Raw genomic sequence first — 18,764 nt, 5'->3', positions numbered from 1 at the left:
CGCCTCCCGCTCCGCCCCCGGCCCCCGCCGGTGCGCCCGGTATCGACAACCCTCGTACGGGCGGCTAGGGAGTGGACCATGGACCACACATCCACCCCGCGCCACAGCCGCCCCCGCCCCCGCGCTGCCGCCCTCGGCCCGGCGCTCGCCGCCGCCGCCACCGCCCTCGCCCTCACCGGGTGCAGCGTGCCGGGGGCCGGCGGCGGGGGCCCGGCGCAGGAGCTGACGGGCGGCCGGATCACCGAACCGGTCACCCGGGCGAAGGTCGCGGCACACGGCAAGACGGAGCTGCGGCTGCTCGCGGACTCGGGCGAACAGGAATTCCTGAAGCGGTTCGTGCCGCTGTACGAGAAGAAGTACCCGAACGTGGACGTCAAGGTGGAGACCAAGGCGTCCGCCGACTTCTTCAAGACGATCGTGAACACGATGTCCGGCTCCCACCCGCCCGACCTCATACAGGGCAACCAGGGCTACGGAGTCGACGGGCTGCTCGTACAAAGCGGACTGCTGCGCCCCCTGGACGACGTCTCGCACGCCTACGGCTGGGACCTCGACTTCCCCACCGGCGCCACCAGCCAGCTGCGCTGGAGCCAGGACGGCGCGATCTTCGGCTCCGGCAACCTCTACGGCACCGGCCAGAGCAACGAATACGTCGGCGTCTTCTACAACAAGAAGAAGCTCGCCGGCATCGGCGAGCGCGGCATCGACCCGCCCGAGACCTGGTCGGACTTCACCAAGGCGCTGAAGAAGGTCAAGGCATCCGGCGAGCAGCCCATCATGCTGGGCAACTCCGACCAATACCCCGCCGAACAGCTCCTCGGCACCATCCAGGCGCAGAAGGTCCCGGTCAACGAGAGCCGCGCCTGGATCAACGGCGTCCCCGGCACCACGTTCGCCACCCGGGGCAACCGCGAGGCCGCCAAGACGCTCCGCGACTGGGCCAAGAAGGGCTACCTCGGCTCCGGTTACAACGGCGTCAGCTCGGACGACGCGGTCACCAAGTTCACCGGCGGCAAGGGTGCCTTCCTCGTCGCCGGGTCCTGGAACGCCCCGGCCATCGGCAAGAAGCTCGGCGACGACGCGGGCTTCGACATCCCGCGCACCGCGGACGGCCGCACCGTCGCGACAGGCGCGCTCGGACTGCCCTGGCACATCTCGGCGAAGACCGACAAGACCGACGCGGCCGTCGCCTTCCTCGGCATGATGCAGAGCAGGACCGGAGCCCAGGCCATGGCCGACGCGGGGCGCCTCCCGGTGGTCACCGAAGGTGTGAGGATGCCCGACGCGCTGTCCCGCCAGCAGGCCGCGACCGGTGAACGACTGCTGGACGACGACGGGCAGACCTTCTACTTCGACTGGGCCAGCAACTCGATGCTGACGACCATCGGTTCGGCCACCCAGGACCTGCTGACCGGCCGCGAGGACGTGGACACCTACCTGAGAAAGGTGCAGGCCGACTGGAAGTCCTTCCGCGCCGACCAGGAGAAGAAGGCCGAGAGGCAGGCCGAGAAGCAGGGGTCCGGCTCATGAGCGCGGCCACCACGCCGGAGCGGGCCGCCGCCCGTGGAGGGGAGCGGCGGGTGCGGGCCTGGGCCCGGCGGCAGTACTGGCCCGCATACCTGTATCTGCTGCCCGGCGCCGCGTTCTACATCCTGTTCGTGCTGCGCCCGCTCTTCACCACCGCGTGGATCTCCCTGTTCGACTGGGACGGGCTCACCCTCGGCACCTGGACGGGCCTGGACAACTACACGGCGCTGCTGAGCGACCCGGCACTGCGCTCCTCGCTGCTGCACTCGCTGGTGTTCATCGTCTTCTACGCGCTGCTACCGGTCGCCGCCGGGCTGCTGCTCACCGGGCTGATGGTCCGTATCCGCATCCGGGGCCTGGCCGTCTTCCGCTCGCTGCTGTTCGTCCCGCAGGTGCTCTCGACCGTCGTCATCGCCGTGTCCTGGCGCTGGATCTACGACTCGGACGGCCCGGTCAACGGGCTGCTGCACGCCGTCGGCCTGGACGGAGCGGCCCGCTCCTGGCTCGGCGACTACGGCACGGCGCTGCCCTCGGTCGGGCTGATCGGCTCGTGGATCATGTACGGGCTGTGCATGGTGCTGTTCCTGACCGGCGCCATGAAGATCCCCCGCGAGCTGTTCGAGGCCGCGCGGCTGGATGGCGCGGGGCCCGTGCGGGAGTTCTTCACGGTGATCCTGCCCGCGCTGCGCGGGGAGATCAGCATCGCGCTGGTGCTCACCGTGACCCAGGCGCTGCGCAACTTCGACATCGTCTGGAACACCACCACCGGCGGCCCCGGCACCAGCACGACGGTGCCCAGTGTCTTCATCTACCAGGGCGCGTTCGTCACCCGGCACGTCGGCAGCGCCGCCGCCGTCGGCATCGCGCTGACCGTGCTGACGCTGCTCGTCTGCGGCGTCATCATGCGGGCGCTGCGCGAGGAGGGCTCATGAGTGACGTGGCGCGAACAGTGGACAGCCCTCGCACGACGGGCCGTTCGGACCGCCCCCGCATCCCCGTACGCCCCCGGCGCTCGACGATGGACGGCGGGCGCCGCGAGTCGGTGGTCAGCCATGCGCTGCTGGTCATCGCCTCGCTCGTGGCGCTGTATCCGTTCGCACAGATCCTGCTGGTGGCGCTGCACGAGCCGGGCGCGCGGGTGACGGGCTTCTCGGTCCCCTCCTCGCTCCACTTCGACAACTTCGCCACCGCCTGGCACAAGGGCCTCTTCTCCAGCGCGCTGGTCTCCAGCCTGCTGGTGGCCGTGTGCGTGGTGGTGCTGACCCTGCTCGTCTCGGTGCCGGCCGGCTACGCGTTCGCTTCCTTCACGTTCCCGCTCAAGGGCCCCCTGATGGGCATCCTGCTGATCGGGCTCGTACTGCCGTACGAGGCGACGGTGATCCCGCTCTACTACCAGCTGAAGGCGTGGGGCCTCCTCGACACCTACTGGGCGCTGATCCTCCCGCAGGTGGGCCTCTCGCTGGCGCTGGGCACCTTCTGGATGCGCAACTTCTTCGCGGGGGTGCCCGGTTCGCTGCGCGAGGCGGCGGAGATCGACGGCGCGACGCGCTTCCAGACGCTCCGCAAGATCATGCTGCCGCTCGCCGCCCCGGCCATCACCGCCCTGGCCGCCTTGCTGTTCCTCTACGCCTGGAACGAGTTCTTGCTCGCGCTGGTCCTCGTGCCCAACAATCCCGACGTCCGGACCGCGCCGCTCGCGCTGTCCTTCTTCACCAGCGACCGCCGCAACAGCGACCCCGGCGTCACCTCCGCCGCCGCTGTGCTCGTCGCACTGCCCGTCCTCATCGGCTACGTCCTGCTGCAACGCAAGTTCATCAGCGGGATGCTCTCCGGCGCCGTCAAGGGGTGACTTCCTCCGGGCCCGCCGGCTCCTCGACCTCCTCACGGACGCGCTGACCAAGGACGCGCTGACCAAGGGCTCTCTGACCAAGGGCTCGCCCGCGAGCTGGACCCAAGAGGGCTCGCCCGCGAGCTGGACCCAAGCCGTAAGGGCGGCGCGCCCGGTTCACCGAACGACGGCGGGAGCGACCGCGCGGCGGCGGCGCTTCGGGTCGGCCAGGACGGCCGCGCCGTAGCCCGCGTCATCGGGGTTGAGATCGACGCCGGGCGCCACGACGCGGTCGATGCGGTCCAGCACGGCGGGTTCCAGGACGATGTCCGCGGCGCTCAGCTGGTCTCGCAGATGCCCGGCGGTGCGCGGACCGATGATCGCCGCGGAGATCGCGGGGTGCGTGGTGACGAACGCCGGCGCCAGCTGGATCAGCGTCTGTCCCGCTTCGTCGGCGATGCCGGCGAGTTCGGTGGCGGCGTCGAGCTTGGCCTGGTTGCCCGGCACGTCCATGTCGTAGTGGGAGAGCGTGGTGCGGAAGGGCATCGTCCGCGTGCGGTGGCTGGACAGGGCGACCGCGTCGCGGTGCCAGCGGCCGGACAGCCGGCCTCCGGCCAGCGGACTCCAGGCGAGTACCCCCATCCGGTGCTCCTGGCAGGTGGGCAGCACGTCGGCCTCGACACCCCGCACCAGGAGGGAGTAGGGCGGCTGTTCGCAGACGAAGCGCTCGCGCTGCCGTCGCTCGGCGGTCCACTGCGCCCGGACGATCGCCGAGGGGGCGAACGTCGAGGACCCCGCGTAGCGGATCTTGCCCGCGCGGACGAGATCGGAGAGCGCGCCCAAGGTCTCGTCGAGGTCGGTGGCGGGGTCGGGACGCCCCTCAAGCAGATCGCGAAGGACGCGGGCGTCGGGATCGCCACCCTGTACCGGCGCTTCCCGACCCGAGAGCAGCTCGACGACGCCACCTACCGCTACGAGACGGCCCGGCTCTCCGCCCAGGCCCCGGGCCTCCTGCGCAAGCTGCCCGCCGACCGGGCCCTGCGGGCGTGGATGTCCCAGGTGCTGGACTACCTCGCCGCCAAGCACGGCATGTCCGACACGCTCAAGACCCTGCTGCGGAGCGACGAGCAGCTGAGCTCGCAGACGCGCGAGCAACTGACCGGAGCCGTCGAGGAGTTCCGTCTCGCCGGGATCACCCAGGGAGTGCTCCGCGAGGACGTGCCTTCGCCCGGCATCCTGATGACCCCGGCGGGCGTCACCCTCGTGGCCGGGGCTGTCCACCAGCGCGCGCAGGCCGAGCGGCTGCTCGACCTGCTGATGGACGGCATCACCCGCGCGGACGGCTGGCGCGGAGGCATGGAACGGTCCGCGCCGTGACCCGGGCGCACCCCGCTGACCGCCCCGCGCTGTCACCGTCCTCCTCGGTGGCGAAGGTGCGCACCCGGCAGTCCGGTATCTCCTCGGGCGCCGGCCGGCTCCCGGCGGCTGCACCGCGGTACTGCCGCACCGAGCCGTCGATCGCGCGCCGGTGCCCGTGGAAGGCCTTCATCCCGCCGTCGAACGCGATCGTGGCCTCCGCCCCGCCCTCGGACCGCCAGGCCAGCTCCGCCACGTCGGCCGGTTCCCCCCGGTCGAGGTGGACCAGCAGCTGCGGGGCTGCCTCCCACCGTCCTTCCTCACACACCTCGGTGTCGTAAGCGAGCACCGGGGCGCCGAAGGAGCGTCTGCGGGACGCGGTCGCGCGGGGGCCGGTCCGGGGGTGCATGGCGTGCTCCAGTGAGTCGCATGAGTCGCAGGACGGTTTCGCTCCAGCGGCCCGACCGTGGTCTCCGGCCGGAGTGACTGACACTGAGGACCTTGACAGGCGGGTCCGACAGCCGATTGACGGACGGGTCCGGCAATCGATCAATTCAACGTCCGCCAACGGCTGTTGGTTCACCGCGACCGCTTCGACGCTCACCCCTGCGCGGCGAGGAACGAGTCAAAAGCGCCAGCGGGTCTGGCTGAAGGGGGACTTGCCGAAGCCGAAGACGGCATCAGGGGCGACGGCGAAGACGTGGGCGTGACCGCCCCCCTCGTGCCAGAACGCCTCGTCACGAACGGCGAAGCGCCATTCCTCGCCGTACTTGGCCACCCATGCCTCGGCCAGGGCCGCCAGGCGCGCGAGGTCCGTGACCCGTACGGCCTCGCCCTCCACGGCGAGGTCGAGGCCCGCACCGTAGCGGCCGTCGCCGACGGCCAGCACGCAGTGCGGGTTCCGCGCGAGATTGCGCGCCTTGCGCTCTTCGGGGCCGGTGGTGAAGTGGAGCGCGCCGTCGCCCCAGATCCCGATGAGCGGGGTCATGTGCGGACGGCCGTCCGGCCGTACGGTCGTGCACCAGTACAGCTCGGCCTCCGCCAGCGCCTTCTCGGCCTGCGGCCAGGGAACCGCCTCGGCCTCCGGCTCGCTGTAGCGGCGATCCAGCGCGGTCTCCGGCATGCGTGCGTTCATGACAGCTCGGCCCTTTCCACGGATCACGTACCTGCCCTCGGTATTTCTCCTCTCTCCGACCATCGCCCGGTCCGGGACTCATCGCACGCCCTGCGATGAGTTTCCGCGCCCCGCCGGGTCAACCCCCGTGAAGACCCGGCGGCAGAACCCGGCGACGGGGTCGGCGGCAGGCCTCGGCGGCAGAAGGAGAAGAGCGTCATGGCAGAGAAGAAGCGTCCGCGAGTGGGAGGCATCGTGTTGGGCAGCACGGATCCGGCGAGGCTGTGGGAGTGGTATCGCGCCGCTTTCGCGCCGCAATCCGAGAAGACGGAAGAGACCGGGGCCGGGGACCCGACGCTGGGCCTGGAACTCGGCGGCACCTATCTGATCTTCGAGAGCCGCGACGACGTGGGCCGCAAGTCGGTCGAGCCGGGCCGCCTGCTGGTGAACTTCGAGGTCGAGAACATCCGGGGCCTGGAGAAGCACCTGACGACCGACCTCAACGCCCGCTGGGTGCGCGAGATCGAGAACGTCGACGAGAACGTCCTGCTGGGCACCCTGGAGGACCCGGACGGCAACTACGTCCAGATCATCGAGATGACCGGCGACGGCGCGGGCACGGGCGAGTAGAGCCGTGTACCGCGGCGACGGCGACGGCGACGGCGGAATCCGCGCCCAGGACGGTGCGCACCGCACCACGGGGGCTTGCGCGCGTGACACCACCGGGGGCCGCGCGCACGACACCACGGGGGGCCGCGCGCCCACGCGCACGGCCGAGGCCGAGGCCGAGGCCGAGGCCGCCGAACTGTTGCGGCGGGCGGTCGGCTACGCGCTGGGCGCGGCCCAGTCCGTCACCCCGGCCCTGCTCGGCCGTCCCACCCCGTGCGCGGCGTGGAACCTGGGCCGCCTGATGGCCCACGTCGACGACTCCCTCGCGGCGCTGCACGAGGGCATCACGGACGGAGTCGTCGCCCTCCGGCCGAGGGAAGGGCCACACCGGCGGGACAGCGCTCCGGGCGTGGAGGCCGCAGCGGACGCCGGAGCGGAGACCGGCACAGAGGCCGATCCCGCCGCCCTCTTCCGGCGTCGGGCCGCCCGGCTGCTGGGGGCCTGGGCGGCGGCCGGGTCCGGCCACCGGCTGATCGCCGTCGCCGACTCCCCGCTGACGGCGGTCGCCCTCGGGCTGACCGGCGCGGTGGAGCTGGCCGTACACGGCTGGGACATCACGCGGGCCACGGGAGAGCACGACCGGCCCCTTCCGGCGGCGCTGGCCGCCGACCTGCTCCCGGTCGCGCACCAGCTGGTCCCGTACGAGGGGGCACGTCCCCCGCTGTTCGCGCCCGAGGTCCCCCTCCCGCCGGGGGCGCCGCCGGACGCCCGGCTGCTCGCGTTTCTGGGGCGCGTTCCCACGCGGTGACGACAGGGGCCACGTGACGCTCTCAGGAGTGGCAGGCACACTCCCCCGGGCGGTAGACGCACTCCGCCAGCGAGGTGTGCGCCTTCCAGCCCAGGGTCTCGTAGAGCGCCCGGCCCTGGTCGGTGGCGCCCAGCACACCGAGGGCCGCACCTTCGGCGACCGCGAGATCGCCGAGGGCGCGCATCACGAAACTCCCCAGGCCCCGGCGGCGGTGCCGCTCGTCGGTGATGACGCGGTCGACGACGGTGTCCCGGCCCAGCAGGGCCATCTGCCCCTGCGCCGCGCTCTCGCCCGCCGCGTCCCACACCCGCACGTGGGTGACGCCGTCACGGGTCGCGACCGTCGCGGTGTAGCCGTCGGGCGCCACCGGGCGGGTGGTCCGCAGATCGAGGGTCATGAGGTGGCCGGTCTCCTCCCGGTCGACCGACCAGCCGGCGGGGAGCCAGCCCTCGGCCTCGTCCGGTTCGGCGGGCAGCAGCAGCCAGGTGTACGGCACGGTCACCGAGGCGGCGGCCTCGCGCACCATGGCCTGCGAGGCGTGCGGCAGCACATGCCGTCCCACCAGCTCCGGCCTGCCCACCTCGATGTAGTGGCCCCACGGGTGCTCGACGGGCCGGGGCGTGTTCCGGGACACGGACCAGCCCGCCACCCAGGTTCTGACGAGATCCGGAATCACGAAGCACACACCCCCGCGTAAGAGCCGCAGACCGACCGCGCACATTACGTCACGGCGGCGGGCCGGGCACTCCCTTTTCCGCGCGGGCCGGCTACCGGGACGTTCGCGGGGCGACCACCGGACCGTTCACGGGGCTTGTCGCGGGCTCACACGGCACAACGGCACAACGGCACAACGGCACAACAGCGCAACAGCACAACAGCACAGCGGGCTCACTCGGCGAAGAGCCCGCGCTCCCCGGCGCGCGTGTCGAAGTCCTCCAGCCGGGCCTGCGCGTCGGGCAAGCCGTCGCACATGGCCTCCAGAAGCATCCGGCCCAGGAGCATGGGCGCGCAGGCGGTGTCGAAGGAGAGGCCGGTGCCGACAGGGGCGGGCAACAAGAGGTCGTCCGGGTGCGCGACCGGCGCGAACGCGCCGTCCGCGACCGTGACGACCGACAGCCCCGCCTCCCGCGCGTGCGCGAGGGCCTCGACGGTCTCGCGGGGGTGGCGGGGCAGCGCGAAGCACAGCAGTGTGCCGGCCCCGGCCCGTACGCAGCCGTCGAGCCGGTCGACGAGCATGGAGCCGCCCTCGGTCAGCAGCCGGACGTCGGGGTGGACCTTGGCGGCGAAGTACGCGAAGCCGCCCGCCTGCGCGGCGGCTGCCCGCAGCCCGAGCACCGGCAGCGGGCGCGAGGCCGCCAGCAGCGCGCCGGCCCGCTCGACCGGCGCGGGGTCGCTCAGCAGCGCGGCGGTCCGACGCAGGTTCTCGATCTCGGCGTACACGGCCTGCTGGTACTCGTTGCCGCCCTCGCTCTCGGCACCGTCCCCGCCCTCGGCGCCCTCCGGCGGCGTGTTCTCGCGCAGATGGCGGCGCAGCGCGGGGTAGCCGTCGAAGCCGAGCGCGACGGCGAACCGGGTGACCGACGGCTGGCTCACCCCCGCGAGTTCGGCCAGCTCGACGCTGGAGAGAAACGGGGCGTCGGCGGCGCGGCGCACCATGCAGTGCGCGATGCGGCGCTGCGTCGGCGTCAGCCGGTGCCCCTCGAAAAGCTGAAGCAGCCGCCCGCTCGCACCCATCCCATCCCTCTCATTCAGCCCACTCCTCCCTTGCATAACTCTATGCAGAGAGCGGCCGACGAGCAAGATGTGCGGCCCCCTCCTGCCGCCGCCCCTCTTCCCGCCCGGGGTACGCGCCGTCGCGGCGGAAGGAGGAGCGGCGGAGGCGTCAAGGCTGACCGGCGGCGAACCAGGCGGCCAGGCCGGGGTCGACCCGGGAGACCGTGACCGGGCGGCCGTCCGCGCGCAGCGACTCGGTCGCGGCGACCCCCGCCGCCACGGCTTCCCGGGCCGCGACCGGGCTGGTGTCGGTCACGCCGCCGGAGCGGACAAAGCGCAGGAACTCGGCCACCAGCATCGGGTCGGCGCCCCCGTGTCCGCCCTCACCGGGCGACGGCACAGGGACGACGGAATCCGCGTCGGCGCGGTAGTCGCCGCGCCGCTTCCACACCCGCACCTCCGCGGTCTCCCCCTGGTCACCGAAGTTCTCCAGGCGGCCCTCGGTGCCGATGACCGTGTAGTTGCGCCAGTAGTCCGGCGTGTAGTGGCACTGCTGGTAGCTGGCGTGCACGCCGCCCTCCAGCCGCATGACCATCATCGACAGGTCCTCGACGTCGACGACCGGGTTGAGGCCGGTGTTCGACAGCGGCGGCCAGTTGTCCTCGTCGTACCAGTCGGGCATCACCGCGCCGGGGGCCTGGCCCGAGCGGTCGGCGATCTCGCCGTAGACCGTGAGCCCGCCGAGCGCGGTGACACGCTCGGTGTACGCGCCCGCGAGCCAGTGGATGACGTCCAGGTCGTGGGCACCCTTCTGGAGGAGCAGGCTGGTGGTGTTGCGGCGGTCGGCGTGCCAGTCCTTGAAGTAGAAGTCACCGCCGTGGCCGACGAAGTGGCGGCACCACACGGCCTTGACCTCGCCGATCTCGCCGCGCCGGATCAGGTCGCGCATGGTGCGCACCACCGGCATGTGGCGCATGTTGTGGCCCACGTACAGCCGGGCGCCGCCCGCGCGCGCGGCCTCCAGGACACGGTCGCAGCCCTCGGTGGTGATGGCGAGCGGCTTCTCGGCGAAGACGGCGACGCCCGCCTCCAGCAGCTCGACGGCGAGGTCCTCGTGCGTGTGGTCGGGGGTGATGACGAAGACCGCGTCCAGCTCCTCGGCGGCCAGCATCTCCCGGTGGCCGGCGTAGCCGCGGACGTCGTCCCCGAACCACTCGCGGGCCCGCCCGGCCATGCCCGGCGCGGTGTCGGCGGCGGCCACCACCGCCGAGCCCTCGCCCGGGTGGTGGGCCTCCTGCGCGAGGTAGGCGCGCTGGCCGAGCCCGATGACGCCCAGGCGCAGGTCGCGGGTGTGCGCACTGCTGCCCGTCGGCGCCGCGGAGGGGATGGAGGTGTCAGTCATGTGTGCTCAGCCCTTCATGCCGGAGCCGCGCCGCCTCCGCCGGCTCCTCGGGCAGCCCCATGAAGAACTGCCGCGGCGAGAACGTGCCGGAGGCGGGGAACATCCCCCGGACGCTATTTGCTCAAAATTGACGAGTCAATGGCCCTTTGAATCATCTTTGCGCAGTCGCGGAGCTCGCGAACCCCGGTGGGGCGCCCCCTCGCGCCCTCTTCCGGACGGCCCCCCGGAAGCCCAACACCGCACCCGCGCACGGCGGCTGGTGAGGCGACGGGGCCGGACGCGCGGGCCCGCGGATCCGGGCTCCGCCCTCGGTGAGAAACCGGTGGGAGTTCGCGAAACCTCCCGGGGATTTCAGGGGGCTAGCCCCACTGCCGTCCCCGCGCCCGCGCCGTAACGTGGCGAGCATGAGCGGTCCCGACCCTGAGCTGAAGAAGGAACTCGACGCGACCCTGCACACGCGCAGGGAGCTGGGTCCCGAATACGAGGACGAGCTGATCGACTCCTTCATGGAGAAGGTCGAGCAGCGGCTGGACAGCGTCGTCGACAAGCGCGTGCGCCGCCAGATGGCCGAGCAGCAGATGGTGGTGGCCCGCGGCAGCACCCGCCCCCAGCAGGCGCAGCCGCACCTCTATCCGGACGGCCTGGGCGCGCGCCTCGGCCTGGCGGTGGCCTCCCTGGTGCTGGCCATCCCGCTGTCGGCCATCGCCGTGGTCAACGCGGGGCTGATCGGGCTGATCTCGTGCTGGGCGGGCATCGTCGCGGTCAACGGCCTCCAGGCGAGCCGCTCCTGGTTCTCCGGGAGCGAGGGCACGGAGCGCCGGAAGCCGGCCGGAGACTGGGACTGAGCCGGCACCGGGGCCGGTGCTGGTCCGGACCCGGTGCCGGTACGGGACAGGTCCGCCATGGAGCCGCGCGGAGAAAAAGAAGGGGACCGCCGCACCCCCGCGCACAGGCGCAAGGGGCGGGACGACGGCGGTCCCCCACCGGGCACGCGCGCGGTCAAGGCCCTGCCGCCGCGTGTGGGGACGCCACCGGTCCGGGAGCCGCTCCGGAGGTCCGTGACGCCCACACACCCCACTGTGCGCGCCGGGTGTTAACCCCGGCTTTCCTCCCCGTGACACTTGGCCACCACTTTCGCGCGACGGGGCGGGGGACCGGGCGCTCCGAAAAGGGGCGCGGGAGCACCCAGGCCCTGTCGTCACCTTCCCGTCCGCCCCGCGACGACAGGGGCTGGTGCCCCTCCCGGCAAGCTTGGCCCCCTCGCGCCGCCCGGCACGCACGCTCCTTCCGGGCAAACATTGCCGGTCACGGCACTAGCGAACCTCGTTCGCCAGGAACGCCAGCAGGTCCTGCCTGCTGACCACCCCCGAGGGCTTGCCCTCGTCCAGCACGATCGCCGCGTCGGCGCCCTCCAGCACCGCCATCAGATCGGCGACGGTCTCCCCCGAGCCGACGTGCGGCAGCGGCGCGCTCATGTGCTTGTCCAGCGCGTCGCCCAGCGAGGCACGCTGCGCGAACAGCGCGTCCAGCAGCTCCCGCTCGACGACGGAGCCGATGACCTCGGCCGCCATCACATCCGGGTGCCCGGCCCCCCGCTTGACGACGGGCATCTGCGAGACGCCGTATTCGCGCAGCACGTCGATGGCCTCGCCGACCCTCTCCTCCGGGTGCATGTGGACCAGCGAGGGCATCGGGCCCTCCTTGAAGCGCAGCACGTCGCCCACGCGGGAGCCGGCGCTGCCGCTCTCCTCCAGGAAGCCGTAGTCGTTCATCCACTCGTCGTTGAAGATCTTGCTGAGGTAGCCGCGCCCGCTGTCGGGCAGCAGGACGACCACCACGTCGTCGGGGCCGAGCCGCTTGGCCACCTCCAGAGCGCCCACGACGGCCATTCCGCACGAGCCGCCGACCAGCAGGCCCTCCTCCTTGGCCAGCCGCCGCGTCATCTGGAAGGAGTCCTTGTCGGAGACGGCCACGATCTCGTCGGTGACGGTGCGGTCGTAGGCGTCGGGCCAGAAGTCCTCACCGACGCCCTCCACCAGGTAGGGGCGTCCCGCACCGCCGGAGTAGACGGAGCCTTCCGGGTCGGCGCCGACGACCTGTACGGAGCCGCCGCTGACCTCCTTCAGATAGCGGCCCGTGCCGCTGATGGTGCCGCCGGTGCCGATGCCCGCCACGAAGTGCGTGAGGCGACCGCCCGTCTGCTCCCACAGCTCGGGGCCGGTCGTCTCGTAGTGGGAGCGGGGGTTGTTGGGATTGCTGTACTGGTCCGGCTTCCAGGCGCCCGGCGTTTCGCGCACCAGCCTGTCGGAAACGTTGTAGTAAGAGTCGGGATGGTCGGGATCGACGGCTGTCGGGCACACCACGACCTCGGCGCCGTAGGCGCGCAGCACATTGATCTTGTCCATGGAGACCTTGTCGGGGCAGACGAAGAGGCAGCGGTAGCCCTTCTGCTGCGCCACGATGGCCAGGCCGACACCGGTGTTCCCGGACGTGGGTTCCACGATCACACCGCCAGGGCGCAGCTCGCCGGACTCCTCGGCGGCCTCGATCATCCGCAGGGCGATCCGGTCCTTCACCGAACCGCCGGGGTTGAAGTACTCGACCTTGGCAAGGACGGTGGCCTGGATGCCGTCCGTGACACTGTTCAGCTTGAGCAGCGGGGTGTTGCCGACAAGCTCGATCATCGACTCGTGATACTGCACCGTGGTCTCCGCGCGTAGTCGTAGGGCCGCGTGGTTGCGAGCCCGTGCCGCCACCATATTGGGCAACATGCGCACGCTGGGGGCGCGTTGCACTCCGGGCTGCGCGGGGCAACACAGTCATGAGGGCGCGAACCCGGCGCACGAAATCTGTTCCGCACCACCGTGGTGCTCAACACCCGGTCGCCCACGGCCCGTGGCCCTCACCATCCGTAACACGAATTCGCAGGAGGCGGAGACAGCACAATGCCGATGTCGAAGGCGTCGAGCGCGAGAGTGGCCCGGCGGATCGCGACCGCAGCCGCCTATGGGGGCGGTGGGATCGGCCTGCTCGGCGGGGCGGCGATCGGGCTTCTCTTCACCGAGATCCAACTCGCCAAACGCAAGGTCGGTGGCTCGGCCGACGAGCCACCCGCGGCCGACGGCAGCTACGGCACCGCCTTCGGCCGACTGTATCCGGGACGGCCGCTGCGGCTGGCCTTCCTCGGCGACTCGACCGCGGCGGGCCAGGGCGTCCACCGGCCACGCCAGACGCCCGGAGCGCTGCTGGCCTCCGCGCTCGCCGCGGTGGCCGAACGCCCGGTGGAGCTGCGCAACGTCGCGCTGTCCGGAGCGCAGTCCGACGACCTGGAGCGCCAGGTCACGCAGCTGCTGAGCGAGCGGGACTCGTCCGGGTCCCCCGACGTGTGCGTCATCATGATCGGCGCCAACGACGTCACCCACCGGACGCCGCCCGCACGGTCGGTCCGCTATCTGTCCGACGCGGTGGCGCGGCTGCGCACGGCGGGTTGTGAGGTGGTGGTGGGCACCTGCCCCGACCTGGGCAGTGTCGAGCCCGTGGGGCAGCCGCTGCGCTGGATAGCGCGGCGGCTGAGTCGTCAGCTGGCCGCGGCACAGACCATCGCGGTCGTCGAGGAGGGCGGCCGTACGGTCTCGCTGGGCGACCTGCTGGGGCCCGAGTTCTCCGCCCATCCGCGCGAGCTGTTCGGACCCGACAACTACCACCCCTCGGCCGAGGGGTACGCGACGGCGGCGATGGCCGTGCTGCCCACCTTGTGCGCGGCGCTGGGCCTGTGGCCGACCGAGGACGAACGGCCCGACGCGCGGCGGCGCGAGGGCATCTTGCCGGTGGCCAGGGCGGCGGCCGAGGCCGCGGCCGAGGGCGGTACGGAGGTCGCGGGGATGCGCGGCCCCTGGGCGCTGCTCAAGCACCGCCGCCGCAGGCGGCTGCCGCCCCCGGATGAGACAGGCCCCGAGTCGCAGGCGGCGTCCTCGCGGGCGGCCCGGCCGGCGCTCGGCGGGGGCAGGGACCGGGGAGGTGACCAAGCAAGCGCTTAGAAGAGGCCCGCATCACATCCTCCAAACAGTGACCTGTCGACTACGGGCGGGTAGCTTCCGCAGCAGGCCGCGCTCGCGCGGCACGTCAGCGCTTCCGCAGCGTGGACAGCGACAGACCCCCTCTCCCAGGAGCCGTGATGCCCGAAGCAGTGATCGTCTCTGCCGCCCGCTCCCCCATCGGCCGCGCCATGAAGGGTTCGCTCAAGGACGTACGTCCCGACGACCTCACGGCCGGCATCATCCAGGCGGCCCTCGACAAGGTGCCGGAGCTGGACCCGGCCCAGATCGACGACCTCATGCTGGGCTGCGGCCTCCCGGGCGGTGAGCAGGGGCACAACCTGGGCCGGGTGGTCGCCGTCCAGATGGGCATGGACCACCTGCCGGGCTGCACCATCACCCGCTACTGTTCCTCCTCGCTCCAGACCTCCCGCATGGCGCTGCACGCCATCAAGGCGGGCGAGGGCGACGTGTTCATCTCGGCCGGTGTCGAGACGGTCTCCCGCCAGGTCAACGGCTCCTCCGACGGCATGCCCGGCACCCACAACCCGCTCTTCGCCGACGCCGAGGCGCGCACCGCGGCCCGCGCCGAGCAGGGAGGGGACGGCTGGACCGACCCCCGCGAGGGCGGCCAGGTCCCGGACGTCTACATCGCCATGGGCCAGACCGCCGAGAACCTCGCGCGTCACAAGGGCATCACACGCCGTGAGATGGACGAGTTCGGCGTGCGGTCCCAGAACCTCGCCGAGAAGGCCCTGGCGGACGGCTTCTGGGAGCGGGAGATCACCCCCGTCACGACACCGGACGGGACGGTCGTCGCCAAGGACGACGGGCCGCGCGCCGGGGTCACCCTGGAGGGAGTCGAGGGCCTCAAGCCGGTCTTCCGGCCCGACGGCCGGATCACGGCGGGCAACTGCTGCGCGCTCAACGACGGTGCGGCGGCGCTGGTGATCATGTCCGACACCAAGGCCCGCGAGCTGGGCCTGACCCCGCTGGCGCGGATCGTCTCCACCGGAGTCTCCGCGCTCTCCCCCGAGATCATGGGCCACGGCCCCGTCGAGGCCAGCAAGCAGGCGCTGGCCCGCGCGGGCCTGTCGATCGGCGACATCGACCTGGTCGAGATCAACGAGGCGTTCGCCGCGCAGGTGATCCCCTCCTACCAGGACCTGGGCATCGACCTGGACAAGCTCAACGTCAACGGCGGCGCCATCGCCGTCGGCCACCCCTTCGGCATGACCGGCGCGCGCATCACCACCACGCTGCTCAACTCGCTCCAGTGGCACGACAAACAGTTCGCGCTGGAGACCATGTGCGTGGGCGGCGGCCAGGGCATGGCGATGGTCCTCGAACGCCTCAGCTGAGCCCCGACAGCACCCCGAGAAGCGGCGGCGGCACCTATACAACAGCGAGACCGAAGCGCCCCCAGGATGTGATATACGCCCTGGGGGCGCTTCGTTCGTACAGGTCAGGGCGGTACGGTACGTCAACGCTCAACCTTCCCCCTGTCCACTTCCGGGCGTTTTGCACTACGGTCGAAGAGCTTTCCTCGCAACGCTGTTGTAGGAATTCAGGGGGATCGAACCGGAACCGGGAGTACGTCAGTGAGCGCCATATCCCTCATCCTGCTGTGCACGGCGGCCACGGCCACCGCGCTGGGCGGTGCCGCACTGCACACCGCACAGGGGCTGCGCCGCCAGCTGACCGCGCTGCGTGCCCAGCTCGACGCCCAGCGCGGCGAAACCGCACAGCACGCGGACGCACAGCACACCGCACCGGCCGCTGCCGCCTCCGGTGCGGTTCCCCGCGCGCGCGAGGGCGGCTTCGCCGAGGAGATCCGCACCGCCGTCGCCGAGGCGCTCGCCGACGAGCGCGAGCGTGAACTGGCCGAGGCACGCGCCTTCTGGGCCGCCCAGGAGGCGCGGGACTGCGAGCCGGACAACGGCTCGCTGCTGGCCGGGCACGGCACCGAGTACGAGGTGGCGCCGGGCGCCCTCGCCGACCACCTCGACGCGCTCTTGGACCTCGACCCCGAGGCCGACGCCGGAGAGATCTTCATCCCCCGCCAGAACGGGCCCGAGGACGGCGACGGGGAGAGCGCACCGCCCGCCCCCGGTGCCGGGCAGCGGGACCGGAGCGACCCGGCCGACGCGGGCGAGCCCGAGGCCGAGGCCGAGACACCGCGGGCCGAGTCGCCCGACCTGGCCGCCGCGCGCCGCCGCCACCCCTCGCACCCGGACTACAACCTCAACGGCGACCCCGTCATCCCCTCCCCCGCACCGTCCACGGCGCCGACGGTCGCCGACCACGAGCGCACGGTGGAGCGGCTGGCCGAACTGGCGATCGCCCGCACCCCGCTGGCCGATGTGCGGCCCGGCCCGCTGGGCACGCTGGATGTGTACGTGTTCGAGGACGGCACGACGGTCTGTCTCTCACCCGGCCACCGCGCCACCAGCGAGGCGCTCGGCGAAGCGCTGCGCCTGGGCGAGTCTCCCGTGCTGTTGGGCGGCTCCGGCATCGCGGGCTCCTACGCCCTCACCTTCGGCTTCCCCAACGGCGATACGGCCTACCTCCTGGCCGACCGCGTCATCGCCTCGCGGTAGGCCCGGCCCGGCAACGCTGTTGGTCCGGCCCCACCGCCGACGCTGTTGGTCCGGTTCAACCGCCGTCGTTGCAGGTCCGGCCCGCAGCCGGCCGTGGCGGTCAGCCCACGCGGGCCGCGGCGGTCCGCACCTCGCGCAGCGCCTCCGCCAGCGCGTCCGGGGCCGAAGCGGGACCCTCGGCCAGAGCCAGGGCCATGTCGTGGCCCGCGACCGACACTTGGTCGCCGACGGCGAAGACGCCCGCGTCGGGCATCACCCGGGGCTCCATCGGGGGGCCGAATTCCAGCCGTTGAGCGCGCTCGGAAAGCGACCGCGCCAAGGCGAGTCCTTCTTGAGCCGCACCCCGCCGCAAGGTGCTCTGCGGCAGCGCACGGAGCCGGTCGGCGAGCTGGTCCACGGCAGTGATCAGCGGAGTCGTATCAACGGAAGGCACTTCGCAAGCCTATGCGCCGCCTCCGGACTGTTGCCAACAACCCAACGCTCAGGCAACGTGGCGTCAAGGACTCACTAAGAAAGCGTCCGGAGGCGCCGATGTCCCAAATCTTCTCCGAAGAGACCCACCGGAACCTGCTCTCGCGCATCCCTCACTGCACCGGTCGTGAAGTCTCCGACTGGCTCCGCACGGTCGACGAAGGCCCATCCCTCTTCCGATTCGAGGAGAAGGTGAGCTGGCTGCGGGGCGAACACAACCTCGCCTACGGCCACGCCAAAGCGATCATCCACGAACACGACCTGCGGCGCGCCGCGCGCCACCTCTAGACGGCTGCCGATCTGTCCCCCGACCCCACACAGACGCGAGAGGGCCCGGAAGGCGATGCCTTCCGGGCCCTCTCATCGCTCTGTGGCGCCGCTGCTGGACGTGCCGGCGGCTTCCGCCGCGCGTCCCGCGCTAGTCACCCTGGATGATGGCGATCAGCCGGAGGAACTCCAGGTAGATCCACACCAGGGTCAGCGTCAGCCCGAAGGCCGCCAGCCACGACTCCTCCTTGGGTGCGCCGTAGGCGATGCCGTCCTCGACCTGCTTGAAGTCCAGCGCGAGGAAGAGCGCACCCAGCACGACGCCGATGACGCCGAACAGGATGCCCATGCCGCCGCTGCGGAAGCCGAGGCCGTCACCGCCGCCGAAGACCGCGAACAGCAGATTGACGGCCATGAGCAGCACGAAGCCGATCGCCGCCGCCATCACGAAGCGGTAGAACCGCTGGGTGACCCGGATGATCCGTGTCTTGTAGAGCACGAGGACGGCGGTGAACACCGCCATCGTCCCCAGCACCGCCTGCATCGCGGCGCCGTTCACATACCCGTTGACGAAGTTGCTCAGCGCGCCCAGGAAGAGGCCCTCGAAGGCGGCGTACGCCAGGATCAGCGGGGGCGACGCCTTGCGCTTGAACGCCTGGACCAGCGACAGCACCATCGCGACGAGCCCGGCGCCGATGGCGAGAACCAGCGACATGTCCGTGATCCAGGCCACGGCCGCGGTGACGACGACGAGGCCCAGGGTCATACCCGTACGGGCGACGACATCGTCCATCGTCATCCGGCCGGCCTGCGGCGGGGCCGCCGGCGGCGCGGTGTAAGGGTGCCCGGCGGTCTGCGTCTGCTGGGCATAGGGGTTGGGCTGCTGTGCGTACGGGTTCGTCGCGTAGGGGTTCCCGGCCTGCGGCGGCTGCTGCTGCTGGGCATTGAAACCGGCGTAGCCGTTGTCGCGGCTGAACCCCCGACGCGAGAAGACCGGGTTGCTGCTCCTCATCTCACTCCTCCATGGCCGCACGG

General features: G+C 71.9%; 20 protein-coding genes. 11 read left to right on the top strand and 9 right to left on the bottom strand.

Annotation, left to right across the window (positions count from 1 at the left end; translation table 11 throughout):
• Positions 1 to 78: 78 nt before the first annotated feature.
• Genes OHB04_RS25230 through OHB04_RS25220 form a run of 3 tightly spaced genes read left to right on the top strand, consistent with a single transcriptional unit; the run spans position 79 to position 3,376 of the window.
• On the top strand, positions 79 to 1,530 hold the full coding sequence (locus OHB04_RS25230) for an ABC transporter substrate-binding protein (RefSeq protein ID WP_326808379.1): 1,452 nt from the start codon (positions 79 to 81) through the stop codon (positions 1,528 to 1,530).
• Positions 1,527 to 2,459 carry a carbohydrate ABC transporter permease gene (locus OHB04_RS25225; RefSeq protein WP_326689932.1) on the top strand — a complete coding sequence of 311 codons (933 nt, stop codon included), beginning with the start codon at positions 1,527 to 1,529 and terminating at the stop codon, positions 2,457 to 2,459. The genes OHB04_RS25230 and OHB04_RS25225 overlap by 4 nt, the downstream gene beginning before the upstream one ends.
• Positions 2,456 to 3,376: a carbohydrate ABC transporter permease gene (locus OHB04_RS25220; protein WP_326808378.1), complete on the top strand. Its 921-nt coding sequence runs from the start codon at positions 2,456 to 2,458 to the stop codon at positions 3,374 to 3,376. Before OHB04_RS25225 ends, OHB04_RS25220 begins: the two co-directional genes overlap by 4 nt.
• A gap of 156 nt (positions 3,377 to 3,532) precedes the next feature.
• Here the strand turns inward: OHB04_RS25220 and OHB04_RS25215 are convergent, their stop codons facing one another.
• Positions 3,533 to 4,198 carry an aldo/keto reductase gene (locus OHB04_RS25215; protein WP_326689930.1) on the bottom strand — a complete coding sequence of 222 codons (666 nt, stop codon included), beginning with the start codon at positions 4,196 to 4,198 and terminating at the stop codon, positions 3,533 to 3,535.
• Here OHB04_RS25215 and OHB04_RS25210 point away from each other — a divergent pair.
• Positions 4,088 to 4,732 (top strand): TetR/AcrR family transcriptional regulator, encoded by a 645-nt coding sequence (locus tag OHB04_RS25210; RefSeq protein ID WP_326809518.1) that lies wholly within the window; start codon positions 4,088 to 4,090, stop codon positions 4,730 to 4,732. The two genes, OHB04_RS25215 and OHB04_RS25210, sit on opposite strands and share 111 nt — an antisense overlap.
• Here the strand turns inward: OHB04_RS25210 and OHB04_RS25205 are convergent.
• A complete protein-coding gene (locus OHB04_RS25205) occupies positions 4,683 to 5,120 on the bottom strand; it encodes a hypothetical protein (RefSeq protein ID WP_326808377.1) in 438 nt (145 codons plus the stop codon). The genes OHB04_RS25210 and OHB04_RS25205 overlap by 50 nt on opposite strands.
• Positions 5,121 to 5,336: 216 nt before the next feature.
• Positions 5,337 to 5,846 (bottom strand): pyridoxamine 5'-phosphate oxidase family protein, encoded by a 510-nt coding sequence (locus tag OHB04_RS25200; RefSeq protein WP_326689929.1) that lies wholly within the window; start codon positions 5,844 to 5,846, stop codon positions 5,337 to 5,339.
• Between the two features lie 198 nt (positions 5,847 to 6,044).
• Between OHB04_RS25200 and OHB04_RS25195 the strand changes: the two genes are divergently transcribed.
• Together OHB04_RS25195 and OHB04_RS25190 are read left to right on the top strand one after the other, a co-directional pair.
• Positions 6,045 to 6,455: a VOC family protein gene (locus OHB04_RS25195; protein WP_326808376.1), complete on the top strand. Its 411-nt coding sequence runs from the start codon at positions 6,045 to 6,047 to the stop codon at positions 6,453 to 6,455.
• Between the two features lie 4 nt (positions 6,456 to 6,459).
• Positions 6,460 to 7,242: a TIGR03086 family metal-binding protein gene (locus OHB04_RS25190; protein ID WP_326808375.1), complete on the top strand. Its 783-nt coding sequence runs from the start codon at positions 6,460 to 6,462 to the stop codon at positions 7,240 to 7,242.
• A 22-nt stretch (positions 7,243 to 7,264) separates the two neighbouring features.
• On the opposite strand, the gene OHB04_RS25185 is transcribed toward OHB04_RS25190, so the two are convergent.
• The 3 genes from OHB04_RS25185 to OHB04_RS25175 all read right to left on the bottom strand — a co-directional run bounded on the left by OHB04_RS25185 (position 7,265) and on the right by OHB04_RS25175 (position 10,357).
• The gene (locus tag OHB04_RS25185; RefSeq protein ID WP_326689926.1) at positions 7,265 to 7,918 is read right to left on the bottom strand and encodes a GNAT family N-acetyltransferase; all 654 of its coding nucleotides are present in this window, start codon (positions 7,916 to 7,918) and stop codon (positions 7,265 to 7,267) included.
• A 212-nt stretch (positions 7,919 to 8,130) separates the two neighbouring features.
• The gene (locus OHB04_RS25180) at positions 8,131 to 8,976 is read right to left on the bottom strand and encodes a MurR/RpiR family transcriptional regulator (protein ID WP_326689925.1); all 846 of its coding nucleotides are present in this window, start codon (positions 8,974 to 8,976) and stop codon (positions 8,131 to 8,133) included.
• A gap of 148 nt (positions 8,977 to 9,124) precedes the next feature.
• Positions 9,125 to 10,357 (bottom strand): Gfo/Idh/MocA family protein, encoded by a 1,233-nt coding sequence (locus OHB04_RS25175; protein ID WP_326808374.1) that lies wholly within the window; start codon positions 10,355 to 10,357, stop codon positions 9,125 to 9,127.
• Between the two features lie 404 nt (positions 10,358 to 10,761).
• Here OHB04_RS25175 and OHB04_RS25170 point away from each other — a divergent pair, with 404 nt between their 5' ends.
• Positions 10,762 to 11,202: a hypothetical protein gene (locus OHB04_RS25170; RefSeq protein WP_326689923.1), complete on the top strand. Its 441-nt coding sequence runs from the start codon at positions 10,762 to 10,764 to the stop codon at positions 11,200 to 11,202.
• 468 nt (positions 11,203 to 11,670) lie between these two features.
• Here OHB04_RS25170 and OHB04_RS25165 read toward each other — a convergent pair whose 3' ends face one another.
• Positions 11,671 to 13,059, bottom strand: coding sequence for a cystathionine beta-synthase (locus OHB04_RS25165; RefSeq protein ID WP_326692890.1), 1,389 nt, complete (start codon positions 13,057 to 13,059; stop codon positions 11,671 to 11,673).
• A 243-nt stretch (positions 13,060 to 13,302) separates the two neighbouring features.
• On the opposite strand from OHB04_RS25165, the gene OHB04_RS25160 reads away from it, so the two are divergent.
• From OHB04_RS25160 to OHB04_RS25150, 3 genes are all read left to right on the top strand, one after another.
• Positions 13,303 to 14,394: an SGNH/GDSL hydrolase family protein gene (locus OHB04_RS25160; RefSeq protein WP_326689922.1), complete on the top strand. Its 1,092-nt coding sequence runs from the start codon at positions 13,303 to 13,305 to the stop codon at positions 14,392 to 14,394.
• Positions 14,395 to 14,531: 137 nt separating this feature from the next.
• A complete protein-coding gene (locus tag OHB04_RS25155) occupies positions 14,532 to 15,752 on the top strand; it encodes an acetyl-CoA C-acetyltransferase (protein ID WP_326808373.1) in 1,221 nt (406 codons plus the stop codon).
• 240 nt (positions 15,753 to 15,992) lie between these two features.
• Positions 15,993 to 16,991 carry a hypothetical protein gene (locus tag OHB04_RS25150; RefSeq protein WP_326808372.1) on the top strand — a complete coding sequence of 333 codons (999 nt, stop codon included), beginning with the start codon at positions 15,993 to 15,995 and terminating at the stop codon, positions 16,989 to 16,991.
• 100 nt (positions 16,992 to 17,091) lie between these two features.
• On the opposite strand, the gene OHB04_RS25145 is transcribed toward OHB04_RS25150, so the two are convergent.
• Positions 17,092 to 17,424 carry a hypothetical protein gene (locus OHB04_RS25145; RefSeq protein WP_326689919.1) on the bottom strand — a complete coding sequence of 111 codons (333 nt, stop codon included), beginning with the start codon at positions 17,422 to 17,424 and terminating at the stop codon, positions 17,092 to 17,094.
• A gap of 98 nt (positions 17,425 to 17,522) precedes the next feature.
• On the opposite strand from OHB04_RS25145, the gene OHB04_RS25140 reads away from it, so the two are divergent.
• Complete coding sequence (locus OHB04_RS25140; protein ID WP_326689918.1) at positions 17,523 to 17,750, top strand: DUF4287 domain-containing protein; 228 nt, start codon at positions 17,523 to 17,525, stop codon at positions 17,748 to 17,750.
• Positions 17,751 to 17,880: 130 nt separating this feature from the next.
• On the opposite strand, the gene OHB04_RS25135 is transcribed toward OHB04_RS25140, so the two are convergent.
• A complete protein-coding gene (locus OHB04_RS25135) occupies positions 17,881 to 18,741 on the bottom strand; it encodes a Bax inhibitor-1/YccA family protein (protein WP_326808371.1) in 861 nt (286 codons plus the stop codon).
• Between the last annotated feature and the right edge of the window lie 23 nt (positions 18,742 to 18,764).

Source organism: Streptomyces sp. NBC_01775 (assembly GCF_035917675.1).
In the GTDB taxonomy this organism is placed as follows: Bacteria; Actinomycetota; Actinomycetes; order Streptomycetales; family Streptomycetaceae; genus Streptomyces.
Note: the sequence above shows the minus strand (reverse complement) of the source record. Positions and strands in the feature narration are given on the sequence as shown.

Bases quoted from the DNA above. Each gene is read 5' to 3' on its own strand.
- OHB04_RS25135 (WP_326808371.1), bottom strand. From the start codon at position 18,741: ATGAGGAGCAGCAACCCGGTCTTCTCGCGTCGGGGGTTCAGCCGCGAC.
- OHB04_RS25155 (WP_326808373.1), top strand. From the start codon at position 14,532: ATGCCCGAAGCAGTGATCGTCTCTGCCGCCCGCTCCCCCATCGGCCGC.
- OHB04_RS25170 (WP_326689923.1), top strand. From the start codon at position 10,762: ATGAGCGGTCCCGACCCTGAGCTGAAGAAGGAACTCGACGCGACCCTG.
- OHB04_RS25180 (WP_326689925.1), bottom strand. From the start codon at position 8,976: ATGGGTGCGAGCGGGCGGCTGCTTCAGCTTTTCGAGGGGCACCGGCTG.
- OHB04_RS25205 (WP_326808377.1), bottom strand. From the start codon at position 5,120: ATGCACCCCCGGACCGGCCCCCGCGCGACCGCGTCCCGCAGACGCTCC.
- OHB04_RS25225 (WP_326689932.1), top strand. From the start codon at position 1,527: ATGAGCGCGGCCACCACGCCGGAGCGGGCCGCCGCCCGTGGAGGGGAG.
- OHB04_RS25175 (WP_326808374.1), bottom strand. From the start codon at position 10,357: ATGACTGACACCTCCATCCCCTCCGCGGCGCCGACGGGCAGCAGTGCG.
- OHB04_RS25230 (WP_326808379.1), top strand. From the start codon at position 79: ATGGACCACACATCCACCCCGCGCCACAGCCGCCCCCGCCCCCGCGCT.
- OHB04_RS25160 (WP_326689922.1), top strand. From the start codon at position 13,303: ATGCCGATGTCGAAGGCGTCGAGCGCGAGAGTGGCCCGGCGGATCGCG.
- OHB04_RS25140 (WP_326689918.1), top strand. From the start codon at position 17,523: ATGTCCCAAATCTTCTCCGAAGAGACCCACCGGAACCTGCTCTCGCGC.
- OHB04_RS25220 (WP_326808378.1), top strand. From the start codon at position 2,456: ATGAGTGACGTGGCGCGAACAGTGGACAGCCCTCGCACGACGGGCCGT.
- OHB04_RS25200 (WP_326689929.1), bottom strand. From the start codon at position 5,846: ATGAACGCACGCATGCCGGAGACCGCGCTGGATCGCCGCTACAGCGAG.
- OHB04_RS25195 (WP_326808376.1), top strand. From the start codon at position 6,045: ATGGCAGAGAAGAAGCGTCCGCGAGTGGGAGGCATCGTGTTGGGCAGC.